We start from the raw sequence: 26,605 nt of genomic DNA on the forward strand, positions 1-26,605 counted from the left end.
AATCAAACAATCGTAAAGTTTAGGTAATGTAATGCTTAAAATAATTATAATAGGTTTAACGGCTTTACTTATTAATGCTCCCCTTCAAGCTCAAACACCATCAACCATAAATAAAACCTCTACACAGGACTGCCAAGATTTTACCAATGTAGATATACGAAAGCTTCGCTCAAAAGAATCTATTAACTTGTGCCAATTTAAAAATAAACCTTTGTTAATAGTAAACACGGCAAGTAATTGTGGTTTTACATATCAATTTAAAGGCCTTGAAGCGCTATATCAACAATACAAAGAGCAAGGTTTAGTCGTATTAGGGTTCCCCTCTGATGACTTTTTTCAAGAAGAAGACAATGAAAAAGAAACAGCGAAAGTATGCTTTGTAAATTATGGTGTAACTTTTCCCATGTTTGCCACCAGCAAAGTTCGTGGTAGCGAAGCAAATCCAATTTTTAAATATTTGAATGAGCAAACTAGCTCTCCAAATTGGAACTTTTATAAATACTTAGTGTCTGCTGATCGTAAAACAGTTTTACGGTTTAACAGCAAAGTGGCACCTAATTCAGAGCAAATGATTACTGCAATTGAAACTGCGTTTTCTGATAAATAAGTTTATACTGGTACAATTAGTTGAAACTAACTAGAATGATATTTCAATTCGGTTAAAAAAACACCACACTATACTCGGGAGATTTTATGACAGTAGCAAGCGCACGACATATACTTGTAGACAGTGAAGCACAATGCTTAGACTTAAAAACAAAAATTGAGCAAGGCGAAGACTTTGCTGAACTAGCCAAAGCGCATTCAAACTGCCCATCAGGTCAGGATGGCGGTGCTCTTGGTGAGTTTGGCCCTGGTATGATGGTTCCAGAGTTTGATAAAGTTGTGTTTTCTGCGCCAATTAATCAAGTACAAGGCCCTGTGCAAACTCAATTTGGTTATCATTTACTTGAAGTTACTAGCCGTTCAGAATAAATTTAACTGTACTGTAAGTAACATTTGATAAAAGCCGCTTATGCGGCTTTTTTATGGAGTAATTATGCAATTAATTGGTTCTGTACCTTCACCTTACGTGCGCCGCATTAGAATTTGGGCACAACAAAACAGCTGCAAACTAGAGCTTGTAAGTCTCGATATATTTTCTGAGCAAGATCGCCCTACTATGGCCAGTAAAAATCCAGCTCGAAAAATCCCAATACTGGTAGATGGCGACTTAACTCTTAGTGACTCTAATTCTATATTGCGTTATTTACTTGAAAAAAAAGGTCAGCCAAAACTAACGTGGCCTCAAGAGCACTTACTTACGACTATAAATGCTTGTAACGATTCGTTAGTAGAAATGGTGTTATGTAAACGTTCTGGATTTGACACCAAAAGCGATAAATTATTTTTTAATCTGCAAAACGAACGTATTGAACAAACATTAAGCTTTTTAAATACCCATTTAAGCGATGAAGAATTTAAAAGCTGTGAATACCTCAACATCAGTTTATACTGCCTGCTTGATTGGATTTGCTTTCGCGAATTAGCTGACTTTAGTCAGCATTCAGCGCTTGTTGCTTTTCATAAGCAATATGACGAGCGCCAAGCAGCAATAGACACCAATCCTCGTCACTAATTTAAAAGGGTAAACACATGAGCGATATCGAAATTGAATCACAACTAGTTAACTTCGTAGAAAAAGTACGTGTTAGCGAAGTAATTTGGGCACTTGGTGCAGAAGATAATGGCTTTGTAGTGTGCGATTCTAACCAATTTGACGAAACTGACGTACTACTGCTTTGGGAAAGTGAAGCAGCAGCTAAAGCACAGTGTAAAGAAGAGTGGAAAGATTACAGCCCAGTAGAAATCAACCTTGATGAATTTTTAGATGCATGGGTTGAAGACTTAAATGAAGATAACGCACTTGTTGGTATCAATTGGAATGACGACCAAGTATGTGCAGAAATTGAACCTACAGGTTTAGCTCGCGCATTGAGTGAATAATACTTTATACGCTTTACTCTAAAAGCGGATAAAACCCGACTAGCATCTACTGCTAGTTGGGTATAAAATAAAACACATCATTATTTTCAAGGTATTACGTTGAAAACCCATCTTGGTCGCCGGCCCTTTTCAGCCATGGAACTGCACACTCTTTATAATGGATATATATACGGTGATTTTAAAGTTGCACGAGAGCAACCAAAACACTGGCATTTTTGGCTCCCTTTAATTGCATATTATAGTGGTGCTTATAGCGATGAGATTGGTTATTTAACGCTTGATGATCTGTCCCTTGAAAAAAACGTCTTATGCTTTAATTTTCATACCCACGGTAAAATAAAACCTCGCTTAGTTCCTGTACATCAAGCACTTATAAATGCTGGATTTAATGAATATATAACATTCATCAAATCGCAAAACCAACACCGATTAATGTTCGACTTACCCGCTAAAACTGGCAGGTACAGTGAAAAAGTACGTATTTGGTTTTCAGGTGAAGGTGAGCGAGCCGGTTACCTGCAAAAATGTGATATACCAAACGTAGATCAACTCGGTATGAAAACAGCTATAAGCAGTCTTCGTCTTAACTTTGAGCAACAAGTGCGTATATACGCCCTACAAGCTAACTCTAAAGACGCTTTTAATTACTTGATGGGTTTTAACGAGTATCCACACGATGTGTTTAGCGATACCCACTTATTAAATACCGTTGTCCAACAAATACGTATTATTAACTCACACCTGCATTGGCAGCGTTTTATAACACGCGAAAGCCACTGACAAACTTTGTTACTATTTCCCTTTAAAGTCACCGTTATAATCAATTACTCTATTTAAAAAAACTGTTAGGATATCTAACCCCCTAATTATATGAGCATAAAAAAGCCTATTTAGGGTAGTTTCTAACAACAACAATCTAGGGATCACTATGTTTCTTAAAAGCCTCTTAACAGTGAGCGTTGCTTTGGCAATGGGTGCTGCAAACGCTAACGAATTCGTTATTGAAAAACTCGCAAAACCAAGTTCACAACAGGTCTCGTTAACACTCGACCCGAACCAAGATACATTCACAGGGATGACTGAGATTTCCCTAGAAGTACTAAAGCCAACAAAATATATTGAGTTAAATGGCGTAGCTTACGCTGTTAAAATGGCACAACTGCTTGGTGATGAAAACTGTGATTTAAACAATGAAATGCTTAAAACAGGTAAAGTTAAATTTAGCTGTGATGAACAAATTCAACCAGGTAAATACACACTTAAAGTTGATTTTTCAGCGCCATATAACCGTCAAAGTGTTGGTTTATACAAAACATTAGACCAAGGCACACCTTACTTATTTACTCAATTTGAAATGAGTGATGCACGCCGTGCATTTCCTGTTTTTGACGAGCCAAGTTACAAAATTCCATTTCAGTTAACGATTACTGCGCCTACATCACAAAAAGTATATTCAAATACGCCAGAACTAAAAACAACGGTTGATGGCGATATGACCACACACTTTTTTGATAAAACACCGCCAATCCCTTCATACCTAGTGGCAATGGCCGTTGGCCCATTTGAAGAATTAGAAATTAAAGGCATGCCAATTCCTGGTCGTGTAATTACGCCACAAGGTAAAATTCACTTAGCCCAATACGCAAAAGAAAATATGCCAAAAGTACTAGGCGCACTTGAAGCGTATTTTGGTATTCCTTACGTTTACAAAAAATTAGACTCAGTAGCGGTACCAGAATTTCCATTTGGCGCAATGGAAAACTCAGGCTTAGTTACCTACAGAGAAGATATTTTATTGGTTGATTTAGCTGCCGCAACACGTAGTAAAAAACAACGTAATGTATCAATTATTGCTCACGAACTTGCTCACCAATGGTACGGTAACTTAGTAACCATGAAATGGTGGAACGACTTATGGTTAAACGAAGCGTTTGCTAGCTGGATGGCTGCAAAAATTACTAAGCAGCTTAACCCTGAGTTTGAATCGCACCTAGACCTGCCACAAAACAACGTAATGGCACTTGATGCACGCCTAAGCACCAAGCCTATTCGTAAGCCAATTAAAACCGAAGCCGACATTATGGATGGTTTAGGTCTTGCTTACAGTAAAGGCAGCTCAGTACTTGCTATGGTTGAAAACTGGATTGGCGAAGATGCGTTTCAAAAAGGTATTCAAAGCTACTTAAAAGAGTTTTCGTACAAAAATGCTGAAGCGGCTGATTTGTGGGAAGCACTTGGTAAAGCATCAAATAAAGATGTAGCGAGTGTTTTAAAATCGTTTATTGAACAGTCTTCTTTCCCACTAGTTAAAGTAACTCAACAAGGCAGCAAAGTAACTATTTCACAAAGCCGCTTTGTAAATGCAGGTGTGGATGCGCCAGAGCAGCTATGGAATGTACCGGTTGCAATTAAATATGGTGCTGGCGATAAAGTAAAAACAGCAAACGTATTACTTAATAAACAAAGCCAAACGCTAGACTTAGACTTTGAACCAGAGTGGATTTATCCTGACCAAGGTGCACTAGGCTACTATCGCTGGGTAATGGATGACGCACAATTTAGCGCACTTGTTAAAAAAGCGCCAAGCGTACTGAGTGACCGTGAGCGCTTAGCGTTACTATCGGCTACTGATGCACTACTTGATGCTGGTGTTATATCTGCAGCTAAATTAATGCAAACACTTGAAGTGTTCGTAAGCGATAGCCATCCTCGCGTAGCAAATACCGCACTTGGTTACTTAGTATCGCAACAACGTACTTTTAAAGACGATAGCAATAAAGATTTATGGCCTGAATTTATTCGTAATGCGGTAACGCCTGCGGCTAAAAAATATGGCCTAGAAGCTAAAGCGGGAGAAGACGGAGCTATCGCACAACTTCGTGCAGCCGTTGTATCACGCTTAGGTTTTGATGGTGAAGATCAAAACGTCATCAAAAAGGCAAAAGAACAAACACAAGTTTATTTAAATGATCCACAAAAAGTAGATCCTTATTTAGCGGGTACTTACTTAACTCTTGCTGCTTTTCATGGTGACAAAGCGCTGCTTGATCAGTTCATGACAACGTTTAAAACCACAAAAGATCCACAAGTACGCACTAACATGCTTGCTGCAATGGGCTTTTTTGGTAAACCTGAGTTACAAAAAGCGGTATTAGCTTATAGCTTAACGGATGAAGTAACTGCATCTGACATGCGTACTATTTTGTCAGGTCAAAGTTATACAGATGAGCGCCAAGCGTTATTTATTGACTGGGTTTACAGTAACTACGATAAAGTAACAGCAAGCTTACCGCCTTTCTTTATTCCTAACTTGCCGTACTTTACAACGGCGAGTTGTAATGCAGAAAGTTTAGCTAAAACAAAGACCTTTTTTAACGAAAAAGTAGCTGATGTAGCCGGTTACGCTCGTACATTAAGTAAGCTTGAAGAAAGCACAAACGATTGTATCGCGCTTAAAACACGTGAACTTGAATCGGTTAATAGCTTCTTAAAAAGTAAGTAACCCTTAGGTTTATTAAGCTATAAAAACACAAAAGCCGCTGAATATAAATTCAGCGGCTTTTTACGTTTATGTTTTACTAGTTACCAATAATCATCGTTAGCTTGGCTATAAAGTCTTTGGCTGCTTGCTCAGAATTTATTTTAAACGCCACACCGTAGTGAATAGGCTGAGCACTTTTAAAAATACGTGTAGGAAAGCGTGTCATCTCGCTGCTATGAAAGTAGCCTTGCGCACGAGTTACGCCATCAATATCACTAAAGTCATCGCTAAACACCTCAAATGCTGGGCGAATTACTATTTTACCCTTGCCGCTTTCGCTGTGGGTATAAAATGCTTCTTTAGAGTTTACTAACATGTACTCTGCAATATTTTTAATCTTAAAATTACTTCTACACTGTAATTTAATGAGCTGTTCTGTCAGCTCGTCTGCACTATAAGCCACGTGTAATCCCTATTAGTTAATTTGCGTATTAGATTAACGCATACACACAATAAAATCTGAATTTATTTGTCTGCTTTACTGCGTTATATCACATACAAAAGCGAGTTTTTCATTGTTGTAACTCATTCTTGTTATATTTGTTTCGCAGTAGGTGCTTAAATTAAGCCATTGCGATACTTCATCACTTCCATCAAGTTTACGCTGATAAACGCGGTTTTTAATAGCATAAGCGATAGTTTCATCATCTTTCAAAATAAAATCTTGAACTTGAGCAGGTAACCTTAGTAGGTCTTCAACTTGTTTATCCTGTGGATTAAAACTCGCTAAAATATGTTGCTCGTTTTTAGTGTAACTAAATAAAAATGCAGCTGTAGAGTTGTTATAAATAAGCGTTCGGCCAATATTACTGGCAGCTATTTTCCCCTTCGCTTGTGCAACAGAAGTATATTGAAGAGTGTGAGGCTTTCCTAAAATAAACATTACTAAATCATTTTGAACACCCCATGCATGGTACCCAACAGGTTCAATCCAATCAAAAATACGACTTGGCGCATCTTCGCTTTTGAGTGGGTATTGCCACAGTTTTTGCTTACCATCTGCCTCTACAACAATCGCTGATACTGCATCACCACTTGGCATAACCGTTGGTGAATATTCGCTTACGGGAGAGTTACTGATATTAATAACTTTTTTTGATGTTAAATCGTAATAAGCAATATCGGTTTGGTTTTGCTCACCTGCAGTCACCTCATGAGTAAAGTATAAACCTGTACTTGTTAAGTGCGGTTGGTTGTTATAACTGTTTTTATCACTCACTATATTAACTTGTACCCCATAAGGCGTATTTAAATCAGCAAGTAATACTTGGCTTTTTGGCATGCTAGCCTGCGCCATAATTGGGCTAAGCGCTGCTATAGAAAATATCCCAAGTAATGGTTTAATAAGTTTCATGCTTTCTCTCGTTTTAATTTTAAGCACCTCATGATAACGTTATTTGCTGATGACGTCACTTGAGCTAAGTCAGTCAACTCTTAAGATACCCAAACGGCTTAAAATAATGTTAAGTTTAGTCTGGTTATAAAACCTGGTCCTAAAAAAGAGAATTAACATGTCAGCTAAAAATCCTATTATTGCGATTACGGGTTCGTCTGGTGCGGGTACAACCACCACAACCAATGCAATTAAACATATTTTCCGTAGCCTTAATATTGAAGCGGCTTTTATCGAAGGAGATAGCTTTCATCGTTACACTCGCCCTGAAATGGATAAAAAAGTACGTGAAGCACAACAAGAAAATAAACACATTAGTTACTTTGGCCGAGAAGCAAATGACTTTGGTGCTTTAGAAGCGTTGTTTGAAAACTATAGTGAAACAGGCCAAGGTAAGTTACGCCGATACTTACACACCTTTGATGAAGCCGTCCCATATAATCAATTACCGGGTACATTTACTCCTTGGCAAGACCTTGATAGTAATACTGATATATTGTTTTATGAAGGGTTACACGGCGGCGTAGTTGATCAAGATGTAGACGTTGCAAAGCATGTCGATTTATTAATAGGCATGGTTCCAATTATTAACCTTGAGTGGATTCAAAAATTAATACGCGATACATCCGAACGAGGCCATTCTCGCGAAGCGGTTATGGGCTCTATTGTGCGCAGTATGGATGACTATATAAATCATATTACCCCGCAGTTTTCTCGTACCCATATTAATTTTCAACGAGTGCCTACTGTTGATACATCAAACCCATTTAGCGCCAAAGATATTCCATCTCTCGATGAAAGCTTTGTAGTTATTCGCTTTAGGGGTATTGATGATGTTGATTTTCCTTATTATTTACGCATGATCGAAGGCAGTTTTATGTCTCGTATTAATACGCTTGTAGTACCAGGCGGCAAAATGGGCTTGGCTATGGAGCTTGTGCTTACCCCATTAATTAAAGATATTATTTTGAAAAAGCGTGCACTGGAAAACCTAGCACCACTCGATTTACCTATTTGATTACCGACTCTTTTTTGTTAAAGCTAACTCACGTACACTGCTGATTTTGCTCAAGGTGAGATCAGCATGTCACAACAATTAAAAATTATTGTCGGTTCTAAAAATCCTGTAAAAATAAATGCCGCTAAACATATTTTTACTATGTATTTTCCAGAATGTATCATTGACTGTGAAGGTGTGAATGCTCCCTCAGGCGTGCCCGATCAGCCTATTGGCGAAGACGAAACACGTATTGGCGCGCAAAACCGTGTTAATTATTGCAAAAAGCACCACCAAGCTCACTATTACGTTGCAATGGAAGGCGGTGCAGAGCAATTTAGCTATGGTGCAGCAACCTTTGCTTACGTTGTTATTGATAATGCCTTAAATCAAGTTGTAGGGCGTAGCAGCAACCTTCCTCTACCCCAAGTACTTTATAATGCATTACTTAAAGGTGAAGAACTTGGCGATGTAATGGACAAAGCATTTAATACCACCAACGTTAAACAAAAAGGTGGCGCTATTGGTCTACTTACCAACAATCATGCCACGCGCGAAAGTACCTATACACAAGCACTCACTTTAGCTATGGCGCCTTTTTTACACCCTGAGCTATACGGCCAAACAAATTAATTTAGGAAGTTTAATGAAGTACAACTATGTATTGTTTGATGCAGACGAAACCTTATTTAGGTTTGATATTTTAGCGGGCATGACTCGCATGTTTAAAGCTTACAACGTAGATTTTAGCCAAGACGATTATATTCATTATCAAAAAACCAATAAGCAGCTGTGGGTTAATTATCAAAATGGCACTATTAGCGCAGATTACTTACAAGTAACACGCTTTAATGAGTGGGCTTCAAAACTTAATGTGCCAGCAAAAGAGCTAAACGATGCTTTTTTAGATTCTATGGCGCAAATTTGCGAGCCATTACCTGGTGCTATTGAGCTTTTAAATAAACTTAAGCCAAATGCTAGATTAGGTATTATTACTAACGGATTTGCCCGCTTACAAACCGTACGCCTTGAGCATACTGGCTTAAAAGATATGTTTGAATGGTTAGTTATATCTGAACTTGTAGGTATAGCAAAACCGAATAAAGCGATTTTCGAGCACACATTTGAGCTAATGGGTAACCCAGATAAAAGCGAGATACTTATGGTAGGTGATACTGCTGCAAGTGACATACTTGGCGGCAACAATGCAGGTATTGATACTTGCTGGTTACAACACCCTGGTGAACAATTAGCCGACGGAATAAAGCCAACCTATACAGTAGCTAGTTTAAATCAGTTACAAGCTCTTTTAGAGTTATAATAAAGTATAGAGCTATTAAATTTCACGCAAAAAAAATGACGCTAATTAGCGTCATTTTTTATAACTGTTTTTCGAGCTGCTCTTTTACTGCTTTTAGGCTGGAGCTAACTCAAGACCGGGTGCAGGCATCGTCACAGGCGTTTCAAATGTTGCCCACTCCCATGCTGACTCTGTAGCCATAATTTTACGAAGTAATTTATTATTTAAATCATGACCCGATTTAAATGCAGTTACTTTACCTAAAAGATTATGGCCTGTCATAAACATGTCACCAACACAGTCTAATATCTTGTGCTTAACAAACTCGTCGCTATAACGTAAACCGTTAGGATTTAAAACTTTGAACTCATCAAGTACCACAGCACTATCCATGCTACCACCTAGCGCTAGGTTGTTTGCATGCATGTATTCAATATCTTTCATAAATCCAAAAGTACGCGCACGGCTAATTTCTTCAATAAAGCTTTGCGTTGTTATATCCAACCCAATACGTTGGCGACTTTCATTGATAGCTGGGTGGTTAAATGCAATCTCAAAGTCGATATGAAAACCATCATATGGTTCAACTTCAGCCCACTTATCACCTTCTTCAATGCGTACTTTTTCTTTAATACGGACAAAGCGTTTAGCAACGTTTTGCTCTTCAATTCCGCCTTTTTGTAACAGATATATGAATGGTAATGCACTACCATCCATAATCGGCACTTCTGAGCTATCTAATTCTACAATTAGATTATCAATTCCCATTGCAGCAACGGCTGCAATAAGATGCTCAGTAGTCGATAAGCGAACACCATCTTTGTTAATTAAACAGGTACACAACTGCGTATCACCAACGGCTTCAGGTGTTGTTTCAAAATCAACAACCGGATCAAGGTCGACACGACGAAATACAATCCCAGTATTTGCGCTCGCAGGTCGGAGAGTTATTGTGACCTTCTCACCTTTATGAAGTCCAATTCCTATGGCTTTGACTACTTCTGCAATCGTACGCTGTTTAATCATAGGTATGCTCACTTTTAAATCAGTTACAGTTATATGGCGGATTTTAACATAAATCCTTTTGTCTTTCAATATTTGTACATATTTCAAACAAAAGTATTATTAAATGTTAATCAGCCTGCTTACGTAAAAAAGCGGGGATATCAAAATAATCACCACCTTCTGATTTATCCGCTTTTTTACTATTTTGTGCTGAAGAGCTTGATGGACTGCTTGAACTAGTTGTAGGCGCTTTTTCTTTGCTTTGCGTTTGCGCTTTAGCAGTGTTTTCTTCAGTGTTTGTATCTTGGCTTGCAAAGCTTGGTACGTACATACTGCTCGTTTGGTTTGATGTGCTTGCAACATCAGAACCTGATGCTTTTTTAAAGCCGTTATCAACAATACCAAACTGTGGACGACGATCGCCGCCTAAGCCAGTTGCGACAACCGTTACACGTAGCTCATCAGTCATTTCTGGGTCGATTACCGCACCAACAACAACCGTTGCGTTTTCTGACGCAAGTGCTTTAACGTGATTACCAACAATTTCAAATTCTTCAATCGCAATGTCCATACCTGCGGTGATATTAACTAAGATACCTTTAGCACCTGTTAAATCAACGTCTTCTAGTAGTGGGCTTGAGATAGCCGCTTCTGCTGCTTCTTGTGCACGATCAGGACCTGACGCAGACGCCGTTCCCATCATTGCAGTACCCATTGCAGACATTACAGTTCTAACATCGGCGAAATCCACGTTAATTAAACCAGAACGTGTAATTAGCTCTGCTATACCTTGTACCGCACCAAATAATACGTCATTAGCTTTAGCGAAGGCATCTAGAAGTGTAGTCCCTTTTCCTAAAACTTTAAGCAATTTATTGTTCGGAATTGTAATAAGTGAATCTACAATTTCTGACAATTCGTTAATACCTTGTTCAGCGGCTGCTGCACGTTTTTTACCTTCAAAATCAAAAGGACGTGTTACAACTGCAACGGTTAAAATACCGAGTTCTTTAGCAATTTTAGCAACTACCGGTGCTGCACCAGTACCTGTACCACCGCCCATACCGGCTGCAATAAATACCATATCGGCGCCTTCAAGGCTGGCACGAATTGTATCTGCATCTTCTTCAGCCGACTTACGGCCTACTTCAGGGTTTGCGCCCGCACCCAACCCAGAGGTTATTTGCGTGCCTAGCTGAACTGTAATATCGGCAGCAGAGTTACGTAATGCTTGCGCATCCGTATTAGCGGCTATAAAACGCACGCCTTCTATTTGTTGTTTAACCATGTGCTCAACAGCGTTACCGCCACCACCGCCCACGCCGATTACTTTTATTACAGCTTCTTCGCTGTGTTGTTCCATTATATCAAACATGTTTACTCTCCGACTTGAGTCTTAAAACTCGCCTTGGAACCATTTAGTAATGCGGTTCCACCAATTATTGTTATCCTCTGCTTTCGACTTTTGTGCATTCATCGATTGCATAGTACGCCCGTATTGTAACAAACCAACAGCGGTTGCGTACGAAGGATCATCTACATAGTCTGTCAAACCAACCATCCCGATTGGTTTGCCTATTCTTACTGGCATTTGAAATATATCTTCTGCCACTTCCATCGCGCCAGTCATTTTAGCAGTTCCGCCTGTAATAACGAGACCTGCCGCAATTTGGTCTTCTAAGCCTGAACGACGAATTTCTTCCATCGCAAGCTCGAATAATTCTCTAAAACGAGGCTCTACCACCTCAGATAATGTATGGCGCGACATTAACCTTGCTGGTCGTCCGCCTACACTTGGTACCTCAATTGTGTCTTCGCTACTTGCCATTTGGCTACTAGCACATGCGTATTGTACTTTGAGTGACTCGGCATGTGATATAGGTGTGCGAAATATTTTTGCAATATCACCAGTAACTTGGTTACCCGCCACAGGAATAACCGCTGAGTGACGAAGTGCACCATTAATATAAATGGTGATATCCATAGTGCCGCCACCAATATCAAGTACTGCAACACCTAGCTCTTTTTCGTCATCTGTTAGTACAGAATAACATGACGCTAATGCAGTAAAGATAAGTTGATCGACTTCAAGACCACAGCGCTCTACGCATTTCTCGATATTTTTTGCCATATCGTTTGAGCACGTAATAATGTGTGCACGCGCTTCCATACGAACACCACTCATACCAAGTGGGTTTTTAATGCCCTCTTGCATGTCGATACTGTATTCTTGCGGCAATGCATGCAGCATTTTACGTTCTGCCGAAATAGGCACAGAACGCGCAATATGAATTACATTTTCAATGTCTTCGTCAGTGACTTCAGTGTTATTAATTGCCACCACGCCACTTTCATTTTGACACTGTATATGTTTGCCAGAAATACCCAAATACACAGAGCTAATACGACAATCAGCCATTAACTCGGCTTCGTCTATTGCTCGGCGAATAGACTCAGACACTAAGTTTAAATCGTTAACGCCGCCTTTATCCATACCATGAGATACTTGGCTGCCCACACCAACAATGCTGAGCTTGTTATCTGCGGTGATTTCACCTACCGTGGCAACCACTTTCGAGGTGCCAACATCTAACCCTATTACTAGGTTTCTTTCTGCTGACTTAGTCATGCCTTACTCTTATTTTGTAATTGTTCTTCTTGCACTGGCTTAAAGCTGACTGCAAGGCCGGTATCATACCGTAAATCTATTGTATCTACTTGTGCATCTGCACGTTGTTCCATTCGTGGATAAACGTCTATAAAACGTTGTACACGCTTGGCTTTATCTTTACGTCCTAAATTTAAACGTATTCCGTTATCTAACCATAGTTGCCACGAAAAGCGCTCCGACAATGCCAAACTTGTTAACGTTAAGCCGTTAACTTTTAGCATTTCATCAAATTGCTTAAAAGCAATCCACGCTTCTTCTTCGCTGCCTTCTGGGCCGTATAACTGCGGTAAGTCATCATCTAACTTATCGCTGCTGGCTTGAAATGCCTGACCACTTTGGTTGAGCAATAAGTCGCTATTCCAATGTGCTACTACTTCATGTTCAACAACATATACTTGTATAGTATCAGGCCATTGTTTACGCACCGAAGCGGTAGCAACCCAGGGTAAGTCTTGAACTAGCTGCTGCACATGCTTAACATCAAGTTCAAAAAAACTACTTAAATCGGCTTTTTTAATCGCTTTTATAATTGCCGTTTCATCTGTGTATTTAGGCTGCCCTTGCACTGTAAGGTGCTTAATTTGAGCATCTTTGTTTTCAACTAACCAATCCGATACACCTGTTGTAATTTGCACTAAGCCAATTACAACTATCAGAAAAAAGCTCACACCAAAAATCAGAGACCAATTAAGTTTCAGTTTGATTTCCTGAGCTTTTTCTAAAAGGGGATGCATATTAAAGCGTTTGCTCTAAAATGCGAACAACTAATTGTTCAAAAGTTGCCCCATTCGCTTTTGCCGCCATTGGCACTAACGACTTTTCAGTCATGCCTGGTACTGTATTTACTTCAAGGAGATAAAAGTTACCTTGCTCGTCTTGCATCGCATCAACACGGCCCCAACCACTTGCGCCCACTAAATCAAATGCATCTAGCGATATAGCTTGTAAGTACTTAGTATCTTGCTCTGATAAATCGGCAGGGCAATGATACTGCGTTGTATTTGATTGATACTTAGCTTGGTAATCGTAAAAACCATTAGGTGTCGTCATCTCAATGACTGGTTGTACTTCATCGCCAAGCACTGTAACTGTGAATTCACGTCCCGTGATCCACTGCTCTACAAGCACTTGATTATCAAACTTAAATGCATTAGCTAGTGCGTCTTCAAGTTCTTGTGCTGTACTTGCTTGCGCCATACCGATGCTTGAGCCTTCGTGCGATGGCTTAACCATTACCTTTTTAAACTCACCCATAATAGCTGCAGCATCAAAGCCTTTTTTAGCGTCAACTACGGTATAAGGTGCAGTGCTTAAACCCGCTGATTTAAATAAGTGCTTACAACGTACTTTATCCATAGCAAGTGCTGAACCCAGTACATTACTGCCCGTGTAAGGCAGGTTCATAAATTCAAGCGCACCTTGTACAGTTCCGTCTTCGCCACCACGACCATGCAAAGCAATAAAAACGCGCTCTACATTTAATTCTTTTAACTCCCACAAAGAACGACTTTGCGGGTCAAATGCAATTGCATCAATGCCACTATTTTGCAGCGCATTTAAAACAGCCTGACCCGATCGTAAAGACACTTCACGTTCTGCTGAGTTACCACCTAGCAGTACCGCTACTTTACCAAACTGTGTGTTTACCTGAGTCATACTTCACCTTGCTTAAGTTTTTCTATCGACATACCCGTCGCAGCTAATGTTTTAACTAACTGACCTATATTACCAGCGCCTTGGGTTAATACTAAATCATTATTTTGTAAATTTGCGGCCAAAACGCCTGCAAGCTCTGCATTTGTTGCCACATGCAGCGGCTCTTTGCCACGTTGACGAAGGCTACGGCATAAGCTTTTGCTGTCTGCGCCAACAATAGGATCTTCACCAGCGCTATACACATCAAGCAGTAGCAACTGATCTACATCAGCAAGTACTTTTACAAAATCTTCGTATAAGTCGCGTGTACGGGAAAATCTATGAGGTTGATATACCATTACTAAACGCTTATCAGGCCAACCTTCACGTACTGCTGCAATTGTTGCTGCAACTTCTGAAGGATGATGCCCGTAATCATCAACTAACATCACATTGCCACGCTCGTTTTCAAATTCACCATAGTGTTGAAAACGACGACCAATACCTTCAAACTTCTGCAGCGCTTCTAAAATTGCATGATTCGCAATGTTTTGATCTTTTGCCACAGCAATCGCAGCGGTTGCATTAAGTGCGTTGTGTCTACCTGGCATATTCAACGTGGCAGTTAAACACTCACCTTGTTTGTTAGTTACTGTAAATGTGCATGTATTAGCTGATTGGCTAAAGTCGCTCATGCGGTAATCAGCATCCTTCGATTCGCCATACGTGATAACTGGGCGACCAAAACGCGGGATAAGTTCAGCAGCAACTTCAGAATCAATACATACAACAGCTAAGCCATAAAACGGCAAGTTATGAATGAAATCGACATACGTGTCTTTCATTTTTTCAAGACTGCCGCCATAAGTATCCATGTGATCTTCTTCAATATTTGTGATCACCGATACCATTGGCTGTAAGTGTAAAAACGACGCATCGCTTTCATCAGCTTCTGCAATTAAAAAATCACTTTTGCCTACTTTTGCGTTACTACCTGCGCTATTTAACAAGCCACCAATAATAAAGGTTGGATCAAGCCCTGCTTGTCCATAAATACTCGCAATTAAGCTTGTTGTCGTTGTTTTACCATGCGTACCCGCAATGGCTATACCGTGGCGAAAACGCATTAATTCAGCCAACATTTCTGCGCGGCGCACAACGGGGACTCTTGCGGCTTTAGCTGCAATAATTTCAGGATTTGTTTCATCAATCGCACTTGAAACAACGACTACATTGGCATCTTTCACGTTATTTTCATGATGGCCAATAAATACCTCAGCACCGGCTTTAATTAAACGATCTGTCATAGCGCTGTGGGCAATGTCAGAACCTGTAATACGGTAGCCTTCAAAAGCGAGTACTTCAGCAATACCACCCATACCGGCTCCACCAATACCAATAAAGTGGATGGTTTCTATTCGGCGCATTGCGGGGCGTGTGTGTTTTTCTTGTACTGACGTTTCTTTCACTTATTTTCTCTTATTTGTTACTTGCTCACAGTGCGTTGCTACGCTTGCTGTGGCATCTAAAATGGCTTGTTTTTTTGCATTTGTAGCCATTTCAGTAATTAATGAAGGTTGGGCTAAATACGGGCTTAATAGTTCAACAATTGATTGTTTATTAAACTGCCCTTGTGGCATTAATAATGCGCCATTAGCCATCACTAAATATTGTGCGTTCGCTGTTTGATGGTCATCCACGGCATGTGGAAACGGAACAAAAACGGCCATTTTACCTGCCGCTGCAATTTCGCTAACAGTTAACGCACCAGCACGGCAAACAACAATGTCAGCCCAGCTATACGCTGCGTCCATATCATCAATAAATTCAGCTATTTTTGTATTACTGCCTGTAAAAGCATGCATTTTATAAGCGGCTTCTACGGTAGTTAAATGACCCTTACCTGTTTGATGCCATATACTTATTGGAGCTGTATTATTTAGTACTTTAAATGCTTCTGGTAATGTTTGATTAAGCACTTGTGCACCAAGCGAGCCGCCCACTACTAAAATATTAATAGGGCTTGATACATCGCGTTTGGCTATATTCATAACGCTTTGGCGAACTGGGTTACCTACTAGCTCGGCTTGACCCTGTGCAAAAGCACTTGGAAATGCAGCTAATACTCGTGTAGCCACCTTAGCTAGCAGTTTATTGCTCATACCCGCTACAGCGTTTTGCTCGTGAATAACCAGCGGGATACCTAAACTTTTTGCGGCAATTCCCGTTGGACCCGTAACATAACCGCCCATTGCAAGTACTACATCAGGACGCTGTTCTTTCAATACCTTACGCGCCTGCAATACTGCATTAATTACCATGAATGGGGCTTTAATAAGACGCTTTAATCCGTTACCACGAACACCTTTAACGTTAATAAAATCAATATCTATATTGTGCTTAGGTACAACGCTCGCTTCCATTCGATCTGGTGTGCCGATCCAGCTAACTTGCCAGCCCTGCTGTTTTAAATAATCGGCTACTGCAATACCGGGAAAAATGTGTCCGCCAGTTCCACCAGCCACAACTACTAATTTTTTACTCATCGCTTACCTCCGCGTGAGGTGGCTTGTTTGGTTGCCATTTTGGTTTCAAAATCTACGCGTAATAAAATACCCGTGGCAATCGTCATAATTAATAAGCTTGAGCCGCCATAAGAAATAAACGGCAGGGTTAAACCCTTCGTCGGTAAAATACCCGCGCTCGCACCTACATTCACCATGGTTTGAAATGCAAACCAAATACCAATGGCAAATGAAAAGTAGCCTTCGTATTCCTTGCCGCACTTAAGCGCTTGTTGGCCTATTAATAAGGCTCTAAATACTAAAGTAGCTAATACAGTTAAAATACTTACAACGCCTATTAAGCCAAGTTCTTCACCTATAACGGCAAAAATAAAATCGTTATGTGCTTCAGGTAAATATTGTAGCTTTTGTACACTGTTACCTAAGCCTTGGCCAAACCAACCCCCCTGGCTATATGCCATTAGCGATTGCACCAACTGATAACCCTTTCCAAAAGGATCATCCCAAGGGTCTAAAAAGCCAACAACACGTGCCATACGATATGGTTCAACAATAATAAGTAATACAACCAGACCCACGCCCGTTAAAATAAGTACAAAAAACTGCCATAACTTAGCACCAGCTAAAAACAATAAACCAACCGTTGTTACAAACATAACAACCACTGTGCCTAAATCTGGCTGCAGCAGAATAAGCAGTGCATACACTGCAAATACAGCAATTGGCTTTGCAAAGCCTTTAATATTTTCTTGTACTTCTTCGCGTTTTCTTACCAAATAACCCGCAATATAACTAAAAAAGTACAACTTAGCGGCCTCAGCCACCTGAAAACCAACAGGTCCAATAGGTATCCATCGTTTAGCGCCGTTTACTTCACGCCCAATAATCAATACCGCTATTAATAGCACCATACCTAGTATTAATAGATAAGGGTTTGATCGTTTCCACCACTCCATTGGCACACAAACACTTATCCAAAAAAGCACAAAAGCCATTGCCAAAAACATGCTGTGGCGAATGGTAATATGGTACGGGTCATCAAATAACCGCTCTGCGGTAGGCATTGATGCGCTGGTCACCATGATAAAACCAACACCAATTAGCATTATTACGCAGTACAATAGCGGTACATCGTATAACTGCGCCGAAGGCTTAGGTGTTAATGCGTCTCTTATATCGGCAAAAGCAATCATAACGCCCCTGCCATAACACACTGAACAAAGTCATCACCGCGTTGCATATAGTTGTTATACATATCAATGCTGGCACATGCGGGGGCTAATAAAACAATATTGCCTGTACTACTAAGTACTTTGGCCAAAGTAACGGCTTCTTCCATATTGTTAGTTAAATAACTCTTATTGGTAATCGCAGCTAAGTCACTTGCATCTTTACCAAAACAAATTAATGCTTTTACATGCTGTTCTATGTAAGGTTTAAGCGCATTTAAATCAGCGCCTTTGGCATCGCCACCAGCAATAACAATCAGATTTTCACCGTCACTAGCTAAACTATCTATTGCAGCAATGGTCGCTCCAACATTAGTTGCCTTTGAATCGTTAAAATACTTTACACCGTTAAGCTCAGCTACAAATTGGCAGCGATGAGCCAACCCATTAAATTGACCTAATGCATTTTTATATTGCTCTTTGCTTACTTCAAACGGACTTAAAAGCGCCATTACTGCAAGCGTATTTAAATAATTGTGCTTACCCACTACCGCAAGTGTATCAACAGGTAAAAAGGCATCGCCTTTAACCATAAAGTGAGTTTCGCCATTGTGCTGCGCTAAATGGTAATCACCTTGTTGAGCACCAAAGCTAATTAAAGGGGTTGTACCGCGCTCAACTGGATGTGTTTGACTATCGTCTGCATTGACAACAATAAGCTCTGCGAAATTATAAATACTAAGCTTTGAATCTATATAAGCTTGGTAACTGTCGTAGCGGTCAAGATGATCTTCAGACACATTTAATACCGTTGCACTTACTGGTTTTAAACTCGTTGTGGTATCTAGCTGAAAACTCGATAACTCAAGCACATATACATCAAAATCATCATTGAGTAAATCAAGTACCGCTGTGCCAATATTCCCACCCAAAGCAACTTTATAGCCGGCTTCTTTTAACACTTCATAAGCGAGCGTCACCACGGTTGATTTACCGTTAGAGCCCGTTACTGCAACAACAGGTTTTGTATTAATACGTGCAAATAACTCAACGTCGCCAATCACTTCAACACCTGCGTTAATTGCATCTGCAACAGCTGGTGTTTTTAAGCTAAGCCCAGGGCTTATAATAATCATATCGCTTGAACAAAGCTCTACGTCATCCAAATTACCGAAGTGGGTATCTAAAGTTGGCGCGTGCTCTTTTAACCAATCAATCCCCGGCGGGGTTACTCGGCTATCAACGACCTTTGGTGTGAGGCCATGAGATAATAGAAAACGCACAATGCCCAGACCGGTTACACCGAGTCCGAGCACTGTTATTTGTTTGTTTTTTATCTCGTTTAAATACTGCATTTATCGAATCTTTAAAGTAGCTAAGCCAGCAAGCACTAGCACAACAGAAATAATCCAAAAGCGCACAATAACACGAGGCTCTGGCCAACCTTTTAATTCATAATGATGATGAATCGGCGCCATTCTAAAAATGCGTTGTCCGCGTAATTTATACGACCCCACTTGTAATATTACCGATAGTGCTTCCATCACAAATACACCGCCCATAATAATAAGCAGTAACTCTTGGCGTACTAAAACAGCAATAATACCTAATGCGCCACCAAGTGCTAATGAGCCAACATCGCCCATAAATACTTGTGCTGGGTAAGTGTTAAACCATAAAAAGCCAAGCCCTGCGCCCACAATGGCAGTACATACAACCACAAGCTCACTCGCCAGCGGTAAATGTGGAATATGTAAGTAAGCCGAAAAGTTAATATTACCTGTTAAGTAAGCAATAATTGCCAGCGCTGAAGCCACTAAAATAATTGGCACAATCGCCAAGCCATCTAAACCATCGGTCAGGTTTACCGCGTTTGATGTACCTACTATCGCAAAGTACGTAAGCACGATATAAAACAAACCTAATTGCGGTAATACGTCTTTAAAAAATGGAACAACAAGTGATGTTTCAGATGCTTGTGCACTGGTAAAATACAAAGCAGTAGCTACAACTAATGCAATGACCGACTGCCAAAAGTACTTCCACTTAGCAATTAAGCCTTTTGGATCTTTACGAATAACTTTACGATAATCATCAACAAAGCCAACAATACCTAATGAGCCAATTACAAATAGTGTTGCCCATACGTATTTATTTGATAAATCGGCCCAAAGTAGCGTGCTGGTAAAAATAGCCGCTAAAATAAGTAAGCCGCCCATAGTCGGCGTACCCGACTTAGACAAATGCGATTGCGGACCATCGTCTCGAACTGTTTGACCTATTTGCATACGTTGCAAACCACGAATTAACTTAGGCCCTAAATAAAGAGACATAATTAGCGCAGTTAAAATACCTAAAATGGCACGTAGCGTTAAATACGAAAAAACATGAAAACCACTAAAATACTGTGTTAAATACTCTGCCAGCCAAACTAACATTATGATACTCCATTGATGGCTTGTTGCTGGCCATTAACTAAATCGGTTACTAATAATTCCATGCGAGAACTGCGCGATCCTTTCACTACTATTGTTGTTTTAGTATTCACTTTATTAATACTTTCTTGAATTTTTTGCTGCATCTGTTCGCGGCTCGAAAAGTGGCGATTAGGTAGTTCAAACACATCACTTGCGTATTTACTTAATACACCTAATGTAAATAACTCATCAATCCCTTGCTCAAGTGCATACTCGCCAACTTCTTGATGGTACTTACGTGCATCTTCACCTAGCTCACCCATGTCTCCGAGTGCTAAAATGCGGTGACCTTGCATATCACTTAACAAGTCAATCGCAGCCTTTACAGACTTAACATTGGCATTATAGGTATCATCAACCACGGTGAGTAAATCAGACACTTCAATTAAATTAACGCGCCCTTTTACATCCCCCATTGTGGCAAGTGCATTGGCTATTTCTTCAAGGGTTACATTAAATTCACTGGTCAGTGCAGCAGCGATAAGTGCATTACTAATATTGTGCTTACCCGGAAGTGCCAAAGTAACAGGTACTTGCTTGTTTTTAGTGCAAAGCGTAAAGCTTGCACGCGCATTGGCATCAAGCGTGATGTTCTCTGCCCAAATATCTAGTTTTTCAGTTGTAGAAAAACGTTTAACATTACGCCCTTCAAGCTTATCTAACCAATATTGGCTAAATTCACTATCGCAGTTAACAATCGCAACGCCATCATCTTTAAGGCCATCAAAAATCTCACCTTTAGCTTTTGCGACGCCCATTAAACTACCAAAACCTTCTAAGTGGGCTGCTGCAACATTACATACAACGGCTACATCTGGTTTTGTCATTGCAGTAGTGTAAGCAATTTCACCTAAGTGATTTGCACCTAGTTCAATAACCGCAAAACGATGTTGAGGCTCTAAGCGCAATAACGTAAGTGGGACGCCAATATCGTTATTAAAATTACCTTTAGTAGCTAATACATCACCGTGAACCGACAAAATTGCCGCACACATTTCTTTTACGGTGGTTTTGCCTACACTACCTGTAATTGCAATTGTTTTAGGCGCCACTTGGGCCATAACAGCGGTGCCAATTGCACCTAGTGCAATACGTGTATCGCTTACTATAAATTGTGGAATATCTACATCAACTTTGTGCTGAACAATAACGCCAATAGCGCCTTTTTGTTTAGCCTCAGCTATAAATTTATGCCCATCAAAATTTGGCCCTTTCAGTGCTAAAAACACTTCGCCATCGCACACTGTACGAGTATCAGTATTTATATTAAGCACGTGTTGATTATCACCTTGATAATCGGTTGTTAGCACATTAGCTAACCAATAAAAATCCATTGGGATCATTGTGTTATCCCTCTTACTGCTTTTTTTAGTTGTTCTTGTACATATCGGCGATCGCAAAAGTCGATTCGCTTATCGCCTATAATTTGATAATCTTCGTGGCCTTTACCTGCAATCAAAATAACCTCATCAGCTGTAGCGTTTTCTATAGCAAAACGAATTGCAGTTGCTCTATCAGCCTCTAAATGTGCATTTTGAGGATGGGTTAAACCGCCAGCTACATCTGCAATAATGTCATCAGGGTTTTCTGAGCGAGGGTTATCACTGGTAATAATAACTTTATTAGCGTTTTGCTCTGCAGCTTGCGCCATCAATGCACGCTTTCCTTTGTCTCTGTCACCACCGCAACCAAATACACAACTTACACCACCTGGCACATGCAGCTGCAATGCTTGTAATGCAAGTGCAAGTGCATCGGGTGTATGGGCGTAATCAACAACACACGTCGGCATGTCTGCTTGGCTAAATGCTTGCATTCGCCCAGCTACTGGCTGTAACTGCGCACAACCTGAAACTAATTGCTCAAGCGGATAACCAAGTCCTAGTAATGTAGCGATCGCGGCCGTTAAGTTATATAAATTAAATTCGCCAAACAGAGGGGATTTAATCGATATATCACCCCAACTAGTCGATAACTGCGCCGAAATACCTTCACTTGAATATTCAACATCAGAAAAATAAACGTACTGAGCATTCTTAGGGGCTAAGTTTTTGCGGCCATAACAAATTAAGTTATTGAAATCATACTTTTCAAGCCATTGCTCAGCTTGAGAATCATCTTGATTAAGCACTACAACTTGCGGCTCAAAATCACGGAAAAGCATTAGTTTCGCATCACCGTAACTTGCCATATCACCATGGTAATCTAAGTGATCGCGCGAAAGATTAGTAAACACAGCCGCTTTAAACGCGCATTTAGCAACACGCTGCTGCACCAATCCATGAGATGACACTTCCATGGCTACCAGCTTTTTATGCTGCGAATTTAAATCGCTCAAAATATGCTGTAAATCAACCGTTGAAGGTGTGGTATTAATCAGTGGAATTAAGTTATCAGGATGACCATAACCTAAAGTGCCAATAATAGCCGAATCAGTACTGCAAAATTGCGCTAAGTGGGCAATCATTGCTGTGGTTGTCGATTTACCGTTTGTACCTGTCACACCAATTAAATCAAGAGCCTGACTTGGCTGGCTATAAAAGCGACTTGCTAATTCTGGAAGCTTTTTATCAAGCTCCGAAACTAAATATAGTGGCTCAAAACTTGTTTCAAATTCACATAATCTGTCAGCAATAATAGCTGTTGCGCCATTTTCAATTGCTTTATTAATAAATTGACCGCCATCAAGTGCATGGCCTTTAATAGCAACAAATACATCACCTGGCGTTACTTCACGGCTATCAAGGCGTAAATGTTTTACCAGTTGCGAGGGCGCATCTATTTCGATGTATTTTAAAATATCCTTTAAATCACGCATCGTTATCTTTACCTTGTACGTACGCAACCTCTTCCTTGTCAGGCGCTACGTTTAATATTCTTAATGCGTTAGAGATGATTTCTGCAAATGCAGGGCCAGCGGTGGCACCTCCATAGTACACATCACCACCTGGTTCATTAATCATAACTACCACGGCTAAACGAGGATTACTTGCCGGTGCTACACCTGCAAAGTAACCTACATATTCATCACCATAACCACCTGCTACGGCTTTTTTAGATGTACCTGTTTTACCAGCAGCACGATACCCATCAACTTTTATGTTGCGAGCAGTACCGTCTTTTTCAAATACACTTTCCATCATGTGGACTACGGCTTCTACGTCTTTTTGTTTAAAAATACGTTCGCCTTCAGGTATATTATCTTGCTTTAAAATAGTCAGAGGTCGGTTAACTCCACCAGCGCCTAACATGGTATAAAAGCGCGCCATTTGCGCAGTACTTACCGAAATTGCATAACCAAATGATAAAGTGGCAATTTCAAAGTCAGACCAACGACGATTTGGATAAAACAAACCGCTGCTTTCACCGACCATGCCTGTTCCAGTGTCACTGCCAAACCCTACTTTTTGGTATAAGCCAACAAGGTAATCTTTAGGCACTAACTGAGTAACCTTCGCAACTCCCATGTTTGAGGAGTACTTTAGTATTTCGCGCAGTGTTAGTTCGCCGTGATTACGAGTATCTCTAACTAAACTACCACCTAAACGCATCCAACCTGGGTAGGTATCAATCGTGTCATCTGCCTGAATGGCGCCGTAGTCTAGCCCAGCCAAAATGGCTAGAGGCTTAACAGTTGAGCCTGGTTCAAACAAATCTGTAATTGCGCGGTTACGACGTTTATGAGGTGCAGCATCGCTTAAGTTATTTGGATTAAATGAAGGGCTATTTACCATTGCCAGTACTTCACCGGTTTTAACATCAACTACCATAGCTGAGCCCGATGTGGCTTTATAAGTCAGTACAGCTGATTTTACGGCCTTGTACGCAATGGCTTGAATTCGTTGATCAATACTTAGTTCTATACTTTCTGGCTCTACACGTTCACGCTCGTCAAGTACTTCTACCTCACGCCCTTGTGCGTCTTTACGAATGGTACGGCGGCCTTCCTCGCCCGTTAAAGCGTTTTCGTATAGTTTTTCAATACCTTCAATGCCTTTGCCATCGATATTGGTAAAACCAATAACATGCGCGGTAACTTCACCTGCAGGGTAGTAGCGTTTAGATTCATCTAGTAAATGGATACCAGGGAGGCGTAAATCACCAATATAATTTGCTACAGCAGGAGTAACTTGGCGCTTTAAATACACAAAGCGACGCGAAGGATCGTTTAAGAGTCGAGAATTAATCTTTTTAGGATCAATACGCAGCACATCTGCAAGCTCACGCCAGCGTAAATCGTTTTTATAATAAAGTGCAGTACGTTTATCAAGCTCAACAGTGTTTTCAGTTAAAGATAAGTGATCTTCGCCGCTTTTGCGTGCTTGTTTGATTACTTTAGAAACAAGCGATTTATGTAATGCTTTAGGATCAGCATATACACTTACCACAGGCACACTTACCGCTAATTCTTTACCATTGCGGTCAAAAATCATTCCGCGTTGCACATGCAGTTTTTCAACACGTACCGTACGTTTATCACTTTCTGAACGTGCTTTATCGGGTTCTATCACTTGTAAATAAGCAGCGCGAGATACGAGTGTTACAAACACCATAAACACAACTGTACACACCAGCATAAAGCGCCATGTGATTAAATTAGTGACTGGTTTTTTGCCTCTATTTCTCATTGTACTATTATTACCTGCTCATCTTGACTCGTAGGTCGTTTCATTTTTAATTGTGATATAGCAACTTCTTCAATGCGCGCATGTTGCGAATAAAATTCTTCTTCAACAAGTAAGTAGCGCCACTCTAAATCGAGTTCATCACGTTCTTGTAATAATTGATCTTGCTTTATAAGTTGCCCACGAGCTAAATGTGTTGTTTGCACAACAGCTAAACTAGAAGCGAATATCACAACCAACAAGGCCGAGGTTAGCTTGTTAGCACCTAGGCCTTTTAATATTTCAAAGAATAAATTGGGTTGACGATAGCTCGCTTTTTTACTCATCCCAACCTCTGTGCAATCCTAAGTACAGAACTACGAGAACGTGGATTACGTTCTACTTCAACAGTACTTGGCTTAATAGCCTTACCCACTGCTTTTAACGTCAGGTTTTTATTTATTTGTGCATCAGTTAAAGGCAGACCTCTGGGTAACACTTCTCCCCTACTCTGTTTTCTAATAAACTGTTTTACAATACGATCCTCTAGTGAGTGAAACGAAATCACCACTAAACGTCCCCCTGGCTTTAGCACTTTAACTGCAGACTGTAGCGCTGTTTGAATCTCTTCAAGCTCGCTATTAATATAAATACGAATCGCCTGAAAAGTACGTGTTGCAGGGTGCTTAAACTTATCTTTTACCGGTACTGCTTCATCAACAAGGTCAGCAAGTTGCTTGGTTGTTGTGATTGGCGTGTGCTCACGAACTTCGAGTACTTTGTGTGCAATGCGTTTACCAAACTTTTCTTCGCCCAGTTTTTTAATTACGTGGGTAATATCATCTAATTCAGCTTCTGCTAACCACTGCGCAGCACTGCGACCTGTTGTTGGGTCCATGCGCATATCAAGTGGCCCATCTTTCATGAAACTAAAACCACGCGCAGCGTCATCAAGTTGTGGCGACGAGACACCAATGTCTAATAAAATGCCATCCACTTTACCAATTAGATCGTTCTGCTCTGCTACTTCGTATAAATTTGAAAAACGAGTATGTGCAATCGCAAAACGTGGATCATCAGCAAATTTTTCGGCTGATTGTATCGCTTGTGGATCTTGGTCAATTGCTTGCAGGCGACCTTCATCACCTAGGCGTGCTAAAATTTGTCCAGAGTGGCCGCCACGTCCAAACGTACCATCCATGTATATACCGTCTGGCTTAATTGCGAGGGCATCGATGGTTTCGTCCATTAATACGGATACGTGTTCAAATTGCGCTGTCATTAGCTATTATTTGCCTTTTT

General features: G+C 40.4%; 26 protein-coding genes. 9 read left to right on the plus strand and 17 right to left on the minus strand.

Annotated elements, in window-relative coordinates; all coding sequences use genetic code 11:
- Positions 1-31: 31 nt before the first annotated feature.
- From GQR38_RS04850 to GQR38_RS04875, 6 genes are all read left to right on the plus strand, one after another.
- Entirely contained in the window at positions 32-607 is a 576-nt protein-coding gene (locus GQR38_RS04850; RefSeq protein WP_024609133.1) for a glutathione peroxidase, read from the plus strand.
- An 86-nt stretch (positions 608-693) separates the two neighbouring features.
- Positions 694-975, plus strand: a complete 282-nt coding sequence (locus GQR38_RS04855; RefSeq protein WP_002958009.1) for a peptidylprolyl isomerase — start codon at positions 694-696, stop codon at positions 973-975.
- Between the two features lie 64 nt (positions 976-1,039).
- The gene (locus GQR38_RS04860; protein ID WP_165721129.1) at positions 1,040-1,618 is read left to right on the plus strand and encodes a glutathione S-transferase family protein; all 579 of its coding nucleotides are present in this window, start codon (positions 1,040-1,042) and stop codon (positions 1,616-1,618) included.
- A gap of 17 nt (positions 1,619-1,635) precedes the next feature.
- On the plus strand, positions 1,636-1,986 hold the full coding sequence (locus tag GQR38_RS04865) for a DUF2750 domain-containing protein (protein ID WP_007579911.1): 351 nt from the start codon (positions 1,636-1,638) through the stop codon (positions 1,984-1,986).
- A 99-nt stretch (positions 1,987-2,085) separates the two neighbouring features.
- A complete protein-coding gene (locus GQR38_RS04870; protein WP_024590219.1) occupies positions 2,086-2,766 on the plus strand; it encodes a hypothetical protein in 681 nt (226 codons plus the stop codon).
- Positions 2,767-2,914: 148 nt separating this feature from the next.
- Complete coding sequence (locus tag GQR38_RS04875; protein WP_165721130.1) at positions 2,915-5,488, plus strand: M1 family metallopeptidase; 2,574 nt, start codon at positions 2,915-2,917, stop codon at positions 5,486-5,488.
- Between the two features lie 76 nt (positions 5,489-5,564).
- Here the strand turns inward: GQR38_RS04875 and GQR38_RS04880 are convergent, their stop codons facing one another.
- Together GQR38_RS04880 and GQR38_RS04885 are read right to left on the minus strand one after the other, a co-directional pair.
- Entirely contained in the window at positions 5,565-5,930 is a 366-nt protein-coding gene (locus GQR38_RS04880) for a hypothetical protein (protein ID WP_007579906.1), read from the minus strand.
- 75 nt (positions 5,931-6,005) lie between these two features.
- Complete coding sequence (locus GQR38_RS04885; RefSeq protein WP_165721131.1) at positions 6,006-6,881, minus strand: hypothetical protein; 876 nt, start codon at positions 6,879-6,881, stop codon at positions 6,006-6,008.
- Between the two features lie 157 nt (positions 6,882-7,038).
- Here GQR38_RS04885 and GQR38_RS04890 point away from each other — a divergent pair, with 157 nt between their 5' ends.
- The 3 genes from GQR38_RS04890 (at position 7,039) to yjjG (ending at position 9,238) form a co-directional block, all read left to right on the plus strand.
- Positions 7,039-7,938 carry a phosphoribulokinase gene (locus tag GQR38_RS04890; RefSeq protein WP_007579904.1) on the plus strand — a complete coding sequence of 300 codons (900 nt, stop codon included), beginning with the start codon at positions 7,039-7,041 and terminating at the stop codon, positions 7,936-7,938.
- A 66-nt stretch (positions 7,939-8,004) separates the two neighbouring features.
- Positions 8,005-8,550, plus strand: a complete 546-nt coding sequence (gene yjjX / locus GQR38_RS04895) for an inosine/xanthosine triphosphatase (RefSeq protein WP_007579903.1) — start codon at positions 8,005-8,007, stop codon at positions 8,548-8,550.
- A gap of 13 nt (positions 8,551-8,563) precedes the next feature.
- Positions 8,564-9,238 (plus strand): pyrimidine 5'-nucleotidase, encoded by a 675-nt coding sequence (gene yjjG, locus GQR38_RS04900; protein WP_165721132.1) that lies wholly within the window; start codon positions 8,564-8,566, stop codon positions 9,236-9,238.
- Between the two features lie 93 nt (positions 9,239-9,331).
- Here the strand turns inward: yjjG and lpxC are convergent, their stop codons facing one another.
- The 15 genes from lpxC to rsmH all read right to left on the minus strand — a co-directional run bounded on the left by lpxC (position 9,332) and on the right by rsmH (position 26,585).
- Positions 9,332-10,243, minus strand: a complete 912-nt coding sequence (lpxC, locus tag GQR38_RS04905; RefSeq protein WP_024592892.1) for a UDP-3-O-acyl-N-acetylglucosamine deacetylase — start codon at positions 10,241-10,243, stop codon at positions 9,332-9,334.
- A 106-nt stretch (positions 10,244-10,349) separates the two neighbouring features.
- Positions 10,350-11,597, minus strand: coding sequence for a cell division protein FtsZ (gene ftsZ, locus GQR38_RS04910; RefSeq protein WP_165721133.1), 1,248 nt, complete (start codon positions 11,595-11,597; stop codon positions 10,350-10,352).
- Positions 11,598-11,618: 21 nt separating this feature from the next.
- Complete coding sequence (gene ftsA, locus GQR38_RS04915; RefSeq protein WP_007582937.1) at positions 11,619-12,851, minus strand: cell division protein FtsA; 1,233 nt, start codon at positions 12,849-12,851, stop codon at positions 11,619-11,621.
- Entirely contained in the window at positions 12,848-13,627 is a 780-nt protein-coding gene (locus GQR38_RS04920) for a cell division protein FtsQ/DivIB (RefSeq protein ID WP_007582934.1), read from the minus strand. The genes ftsA and GQR38_RS04920 overlap by 4 nt, the downstream gene beginning before the upstream one ends.
- Before the next feature lies 1 nt (position 13,628).
- On the minus strand, positions 13,629-14,549 hold the full coding sequence (locus GQR38_RS04925) for a D-alanine--D-alanine ligase (protein ID WP_024592944.1): 921 nt from the start codon (positions 14,547-14,549) through the stop codon (positions 13,629-13,631).
- Positions 14,546-15,997 (minus strand): UDP-N-acetylmuramate--L-alanine ligase, encoded by a 1,452-nt coding sequence (gene murC, locus GQR38_RS04930; RefSeq protein WP_002957994.1) that lies wholly within the window; start codon positions 15,995-15,997, stop codon positions 14,546-14,548. The genes GQR38_RS04925 and murC overlap by 4 nt, the downstream gene beginning before the upstream one ends.
- On the minus strand, positions 15,998-17,074 hold the full coding sequence (gene murG, locus GQR38_RS04935; protein WP_007582929.1) for an undecaprenyldiphospho-muramoylpentapeptide beta-N-acetylglucosaminyltransferase: 1,077 nt from the start codon (positions 17,072-17,074) through the stop codon (positions 15,998-16,000).
- Positions 17,071-18,246 (minus strand): cell division protein FtsW, encoded by a 1,176-nt coding sequence (gene ftsW, locus GQR38_RS04940; RefSeq protein WP_007582927.1) that lies wholly within the window; start codon positions 18,244-18,246, stop codon positions 17,071-17,073. Before ftsW ends, murG begins: the two co-directional genes overlap by 4 nt.
- Complete coding sequence (gene murD, locus GQR38_RS04945) at positions 18,243-19,577, minus strand: UDP-N-acetylmuramoyl-L-alanine--D-glutamate ligase (protein WP_165721134.1); 1,335 nt, start codon at positions 19,575-19,577, stop codon at positions 18,243-18,245. The genes ftsW and murD overlap by 4 nt, the downstream gene beginning before the upstream one ends.
- A complete protein-coding gene (mraY, locus tag GQR38_RS04950; RefSeq protein WP_007582922.1) occupies positions 19,578-20,660 on the minus strand; it encodes a phospho-N-acetylmuramoyl-pentapeptide-transferase in 1,083 nt (360 codons plus the stop codon).
- On the minus strand, positions 20,660-22,042 hold the full coding sequence (gene murF / locus GQR38_RS04955; protein ID WP_165721135.1) for a UDP-N-acetylmuramoyl-tripeptide--D-alanyl-D-alanine ligase: 1,383 nt from the start codon (positions 22,040-22,042) through the stop codon (positions 20,660-20,662). The genes mraY and murF overlap by 1 nt, the downstream gene beginning before the upstream one ends.
- On the minus strand, positions 22,039-23,517 hold the full coding sequence (murE, locus tag GQR38_RS04960) for a UDP-N-acetylmuramoyl-L-alanyl-D-glutamate--2,6-diaminopimelate ligase (RefSeq protein ID WP_165721136.1): 1,479 nt from the start codon (positions 23,515-23,517) through the stop codon (positions 22,039-22,041). The genes murF and murE overlap by 4 nt, the downstream gene beginning before the upstream one ends.
- Entirely contained in the window at positions 23,510-25,327 is a 1,818-nt protein-coding gene (locus GQR38_RS04965; protein WP_010554293.1) for a peptidoglycan glycosyltransferase FtsI, read from the minus strand. The genes murE and GQR38_RS04965 overlap by 8 nt, the downstream gene beginning before the upstream one ends.
- The gene (gene ftsL, locus GQR38_RS04970; RefSeq protein WP_007582915.1) at positions 25,324-25,650 is read right to left on the minus strand and encodes a cell division protein FtsL; all 327 of its coding nucleotides are present in this window, start codon (positions 25,648-25,650) and stop codon (positions 25,324-25,326) included. Before ftsL ends, GQR38_RS04965 begins: the two co-directional genes overlap by 4 nt.
- Positions 25,647-26,585 (minus strand): 16S rRNA (cytosine(1402)-N(4))-methyltransferase RsmH, encoded by a 939-nt coding sequence (gene rsmH / locus GQR38_RS04975; protein WP_008167099.1) that lies wholly within the window; start codon positions 26,583-26,585, stop codon positions 25,647-25,649. Before rsmH ends, ftsL begins: the two co-directional genes overlap by 4 nt.
- Positions 26,586-26,605: the final 20 nt, after the last annotated feature.

It is taken from the genome of Pseudoalteromonas sp. c7(2019) (genome assembly GCF_011378625.1).
GTDB lineage: Bacteria > Pseudomonadota > Gammaproteobacteria > Enterobacterales > Alteromonadaceae > Pseudoalteromonas > Pseudoalteromonas arctica.

Coding starts and splice junctions, on each gene's coding strand:
- GQR38_RS04850 (WP_024609133.1), top strand. CDS start 32: ATGCTTAAAATAATTATAATAGGTTTAACGGCTTTACTTATTAATGCT.
- GQR38_RS04855 (WP_002958009.1), top strand. CDS start 694: ATGACAGTAGCAAGCGCACGACATATACTTGTAGACAGTGAAGCACAA.
- GQR38_RS04860 (WP_165721129.1), top strand. CDS start 1,040: ATGCAATTAATTGGTTCTGTACCTTCACCTTACGTGCGCCGCATTAGA.
- GQR38_RS04865 (WP_007579911.1), top strand. CDS start 1,636: ATGAGCGATATCGAAATTGAATCACAACTAGTTAACTTCGTAGAAAAA.
- GQR38_RS04875 (WP_165721130.1), top strand. CDS start 2,915: ATGTTTCTTAAAAGCCTCTTAACAGTGAGCGTTGCTTTGGCAATGGGT.
- GQR38_RS04885 (WP_165721131.1), bottom strand. CDS start 6,881: ATGAAACTTATTAAACCATTACTTGGGATATTTTCTATAGCAGCGCTT.
- GQR38_RS04890 (WP_007579904.1), top strand. CDS start 7,039: ATGTCAGCTAAAAATCCTATTATTGCGATTACGGGTTCGTCTGGTGCG.
- yjjX (WP_007579903.1), top strand. CDS start 8,005: ATGTCACAACAATTAAAAATTATTGTCGGTTCTAAAAATCCTGTAAAA.
- yjjG (WP_165721132.1), top strand. CDS start 8,564: ATGAAGTACAACTATGTATTGTTTGATGCAGACGAAACCTTATTTAGG.
- lpxC (WP_024592892.1), bottom strand. CDS start 10,243: ATGATTAAACAGCGTACGATTGCAGAAGTAGTCAAAGCCATAGGAATT.
- ftsZ (WP_165721133.1), bottom strand. CDS start 11,597: ATGTTTGATATAATGGAACAACACAGCGAAGAAGCTGTAATAAAAGTA.
- ftsA (WP_007582937.1), bottom strand. CDS start 12,851: ATGACTAAGTCAGCAGAAAGAAACCTAGTAATAGGGTTAGATGTTGGC.
- GQR38_RS04920 (WP_007582934.1), bottom strand. CDS start 13,627: ATGCATCCCCTTTTAGAAAAAGCTCAGGAAATCAAACTGAAACTTAAT.
- GQR38_RS04925 (WP_024592944.1), bottom strand. CDS start 14,549: ATGACTCAGGTAAACACACAGTTTGGTAAAGTAGCGGTACTGCTAGGT.
- murG (WP_007582929.1), bottom strand. CDS start 17,074: ATGAGTAAAAAATTAGTAGTTGTGGCTGGTGGAACTGGCGGACACATT.
- ftsW (WP_007582927.1), bottom strand. CDS start 18,246: ATGATTGCTTTTGCCGATATAAGAGACGCATTAACACCTAAGCCTTCG.
- murD (WP_165721134.1), bottom strand. CDS start 19,577: ATGCAGTATTTAAACGAGATAAAAAACAAACAAATAACAGTGCTCGGA.
- mraY (WP_007582922.1), bottom strand. CDS start 20,660: ATGTTAGTTTGGCTGGCAGAGTATTTAACACAGTATTTTAGTGGTTTT.
- murF (WP_165721135.1), bottom strand. CDS start 22,042: ATGATCCCAATGGATTTTTATTGGTTAGCTAATGTGCTAACAACCGAT.
- murE (WP_165721136.1), bottom strand. CDS start 23,517: ATGCGTGATTTAAAGGATATTTTAAAATACATCGAAATAGATGCGCCC.
- GQR38_RS04965 (WP_010554293.1), bottom strand. CDS start 25,327: ATGAGAAATAGAGGCAAAAAACCAGTCACTAATTTAATCACATGGCGC.
- ftsL (WP_007582915.1), bottom strand. CDS start 25,650: ATGAGTAAAAAAGCGAGCTATCGTCAACCCAATTTATTCTTTGAAATA.
- rsmH (WP_008167099.1), bottom strand. CDS start 26,585: ATGACAGCGCAATTTGAACACGTATCCGTATTAATGGACGAAACCATC.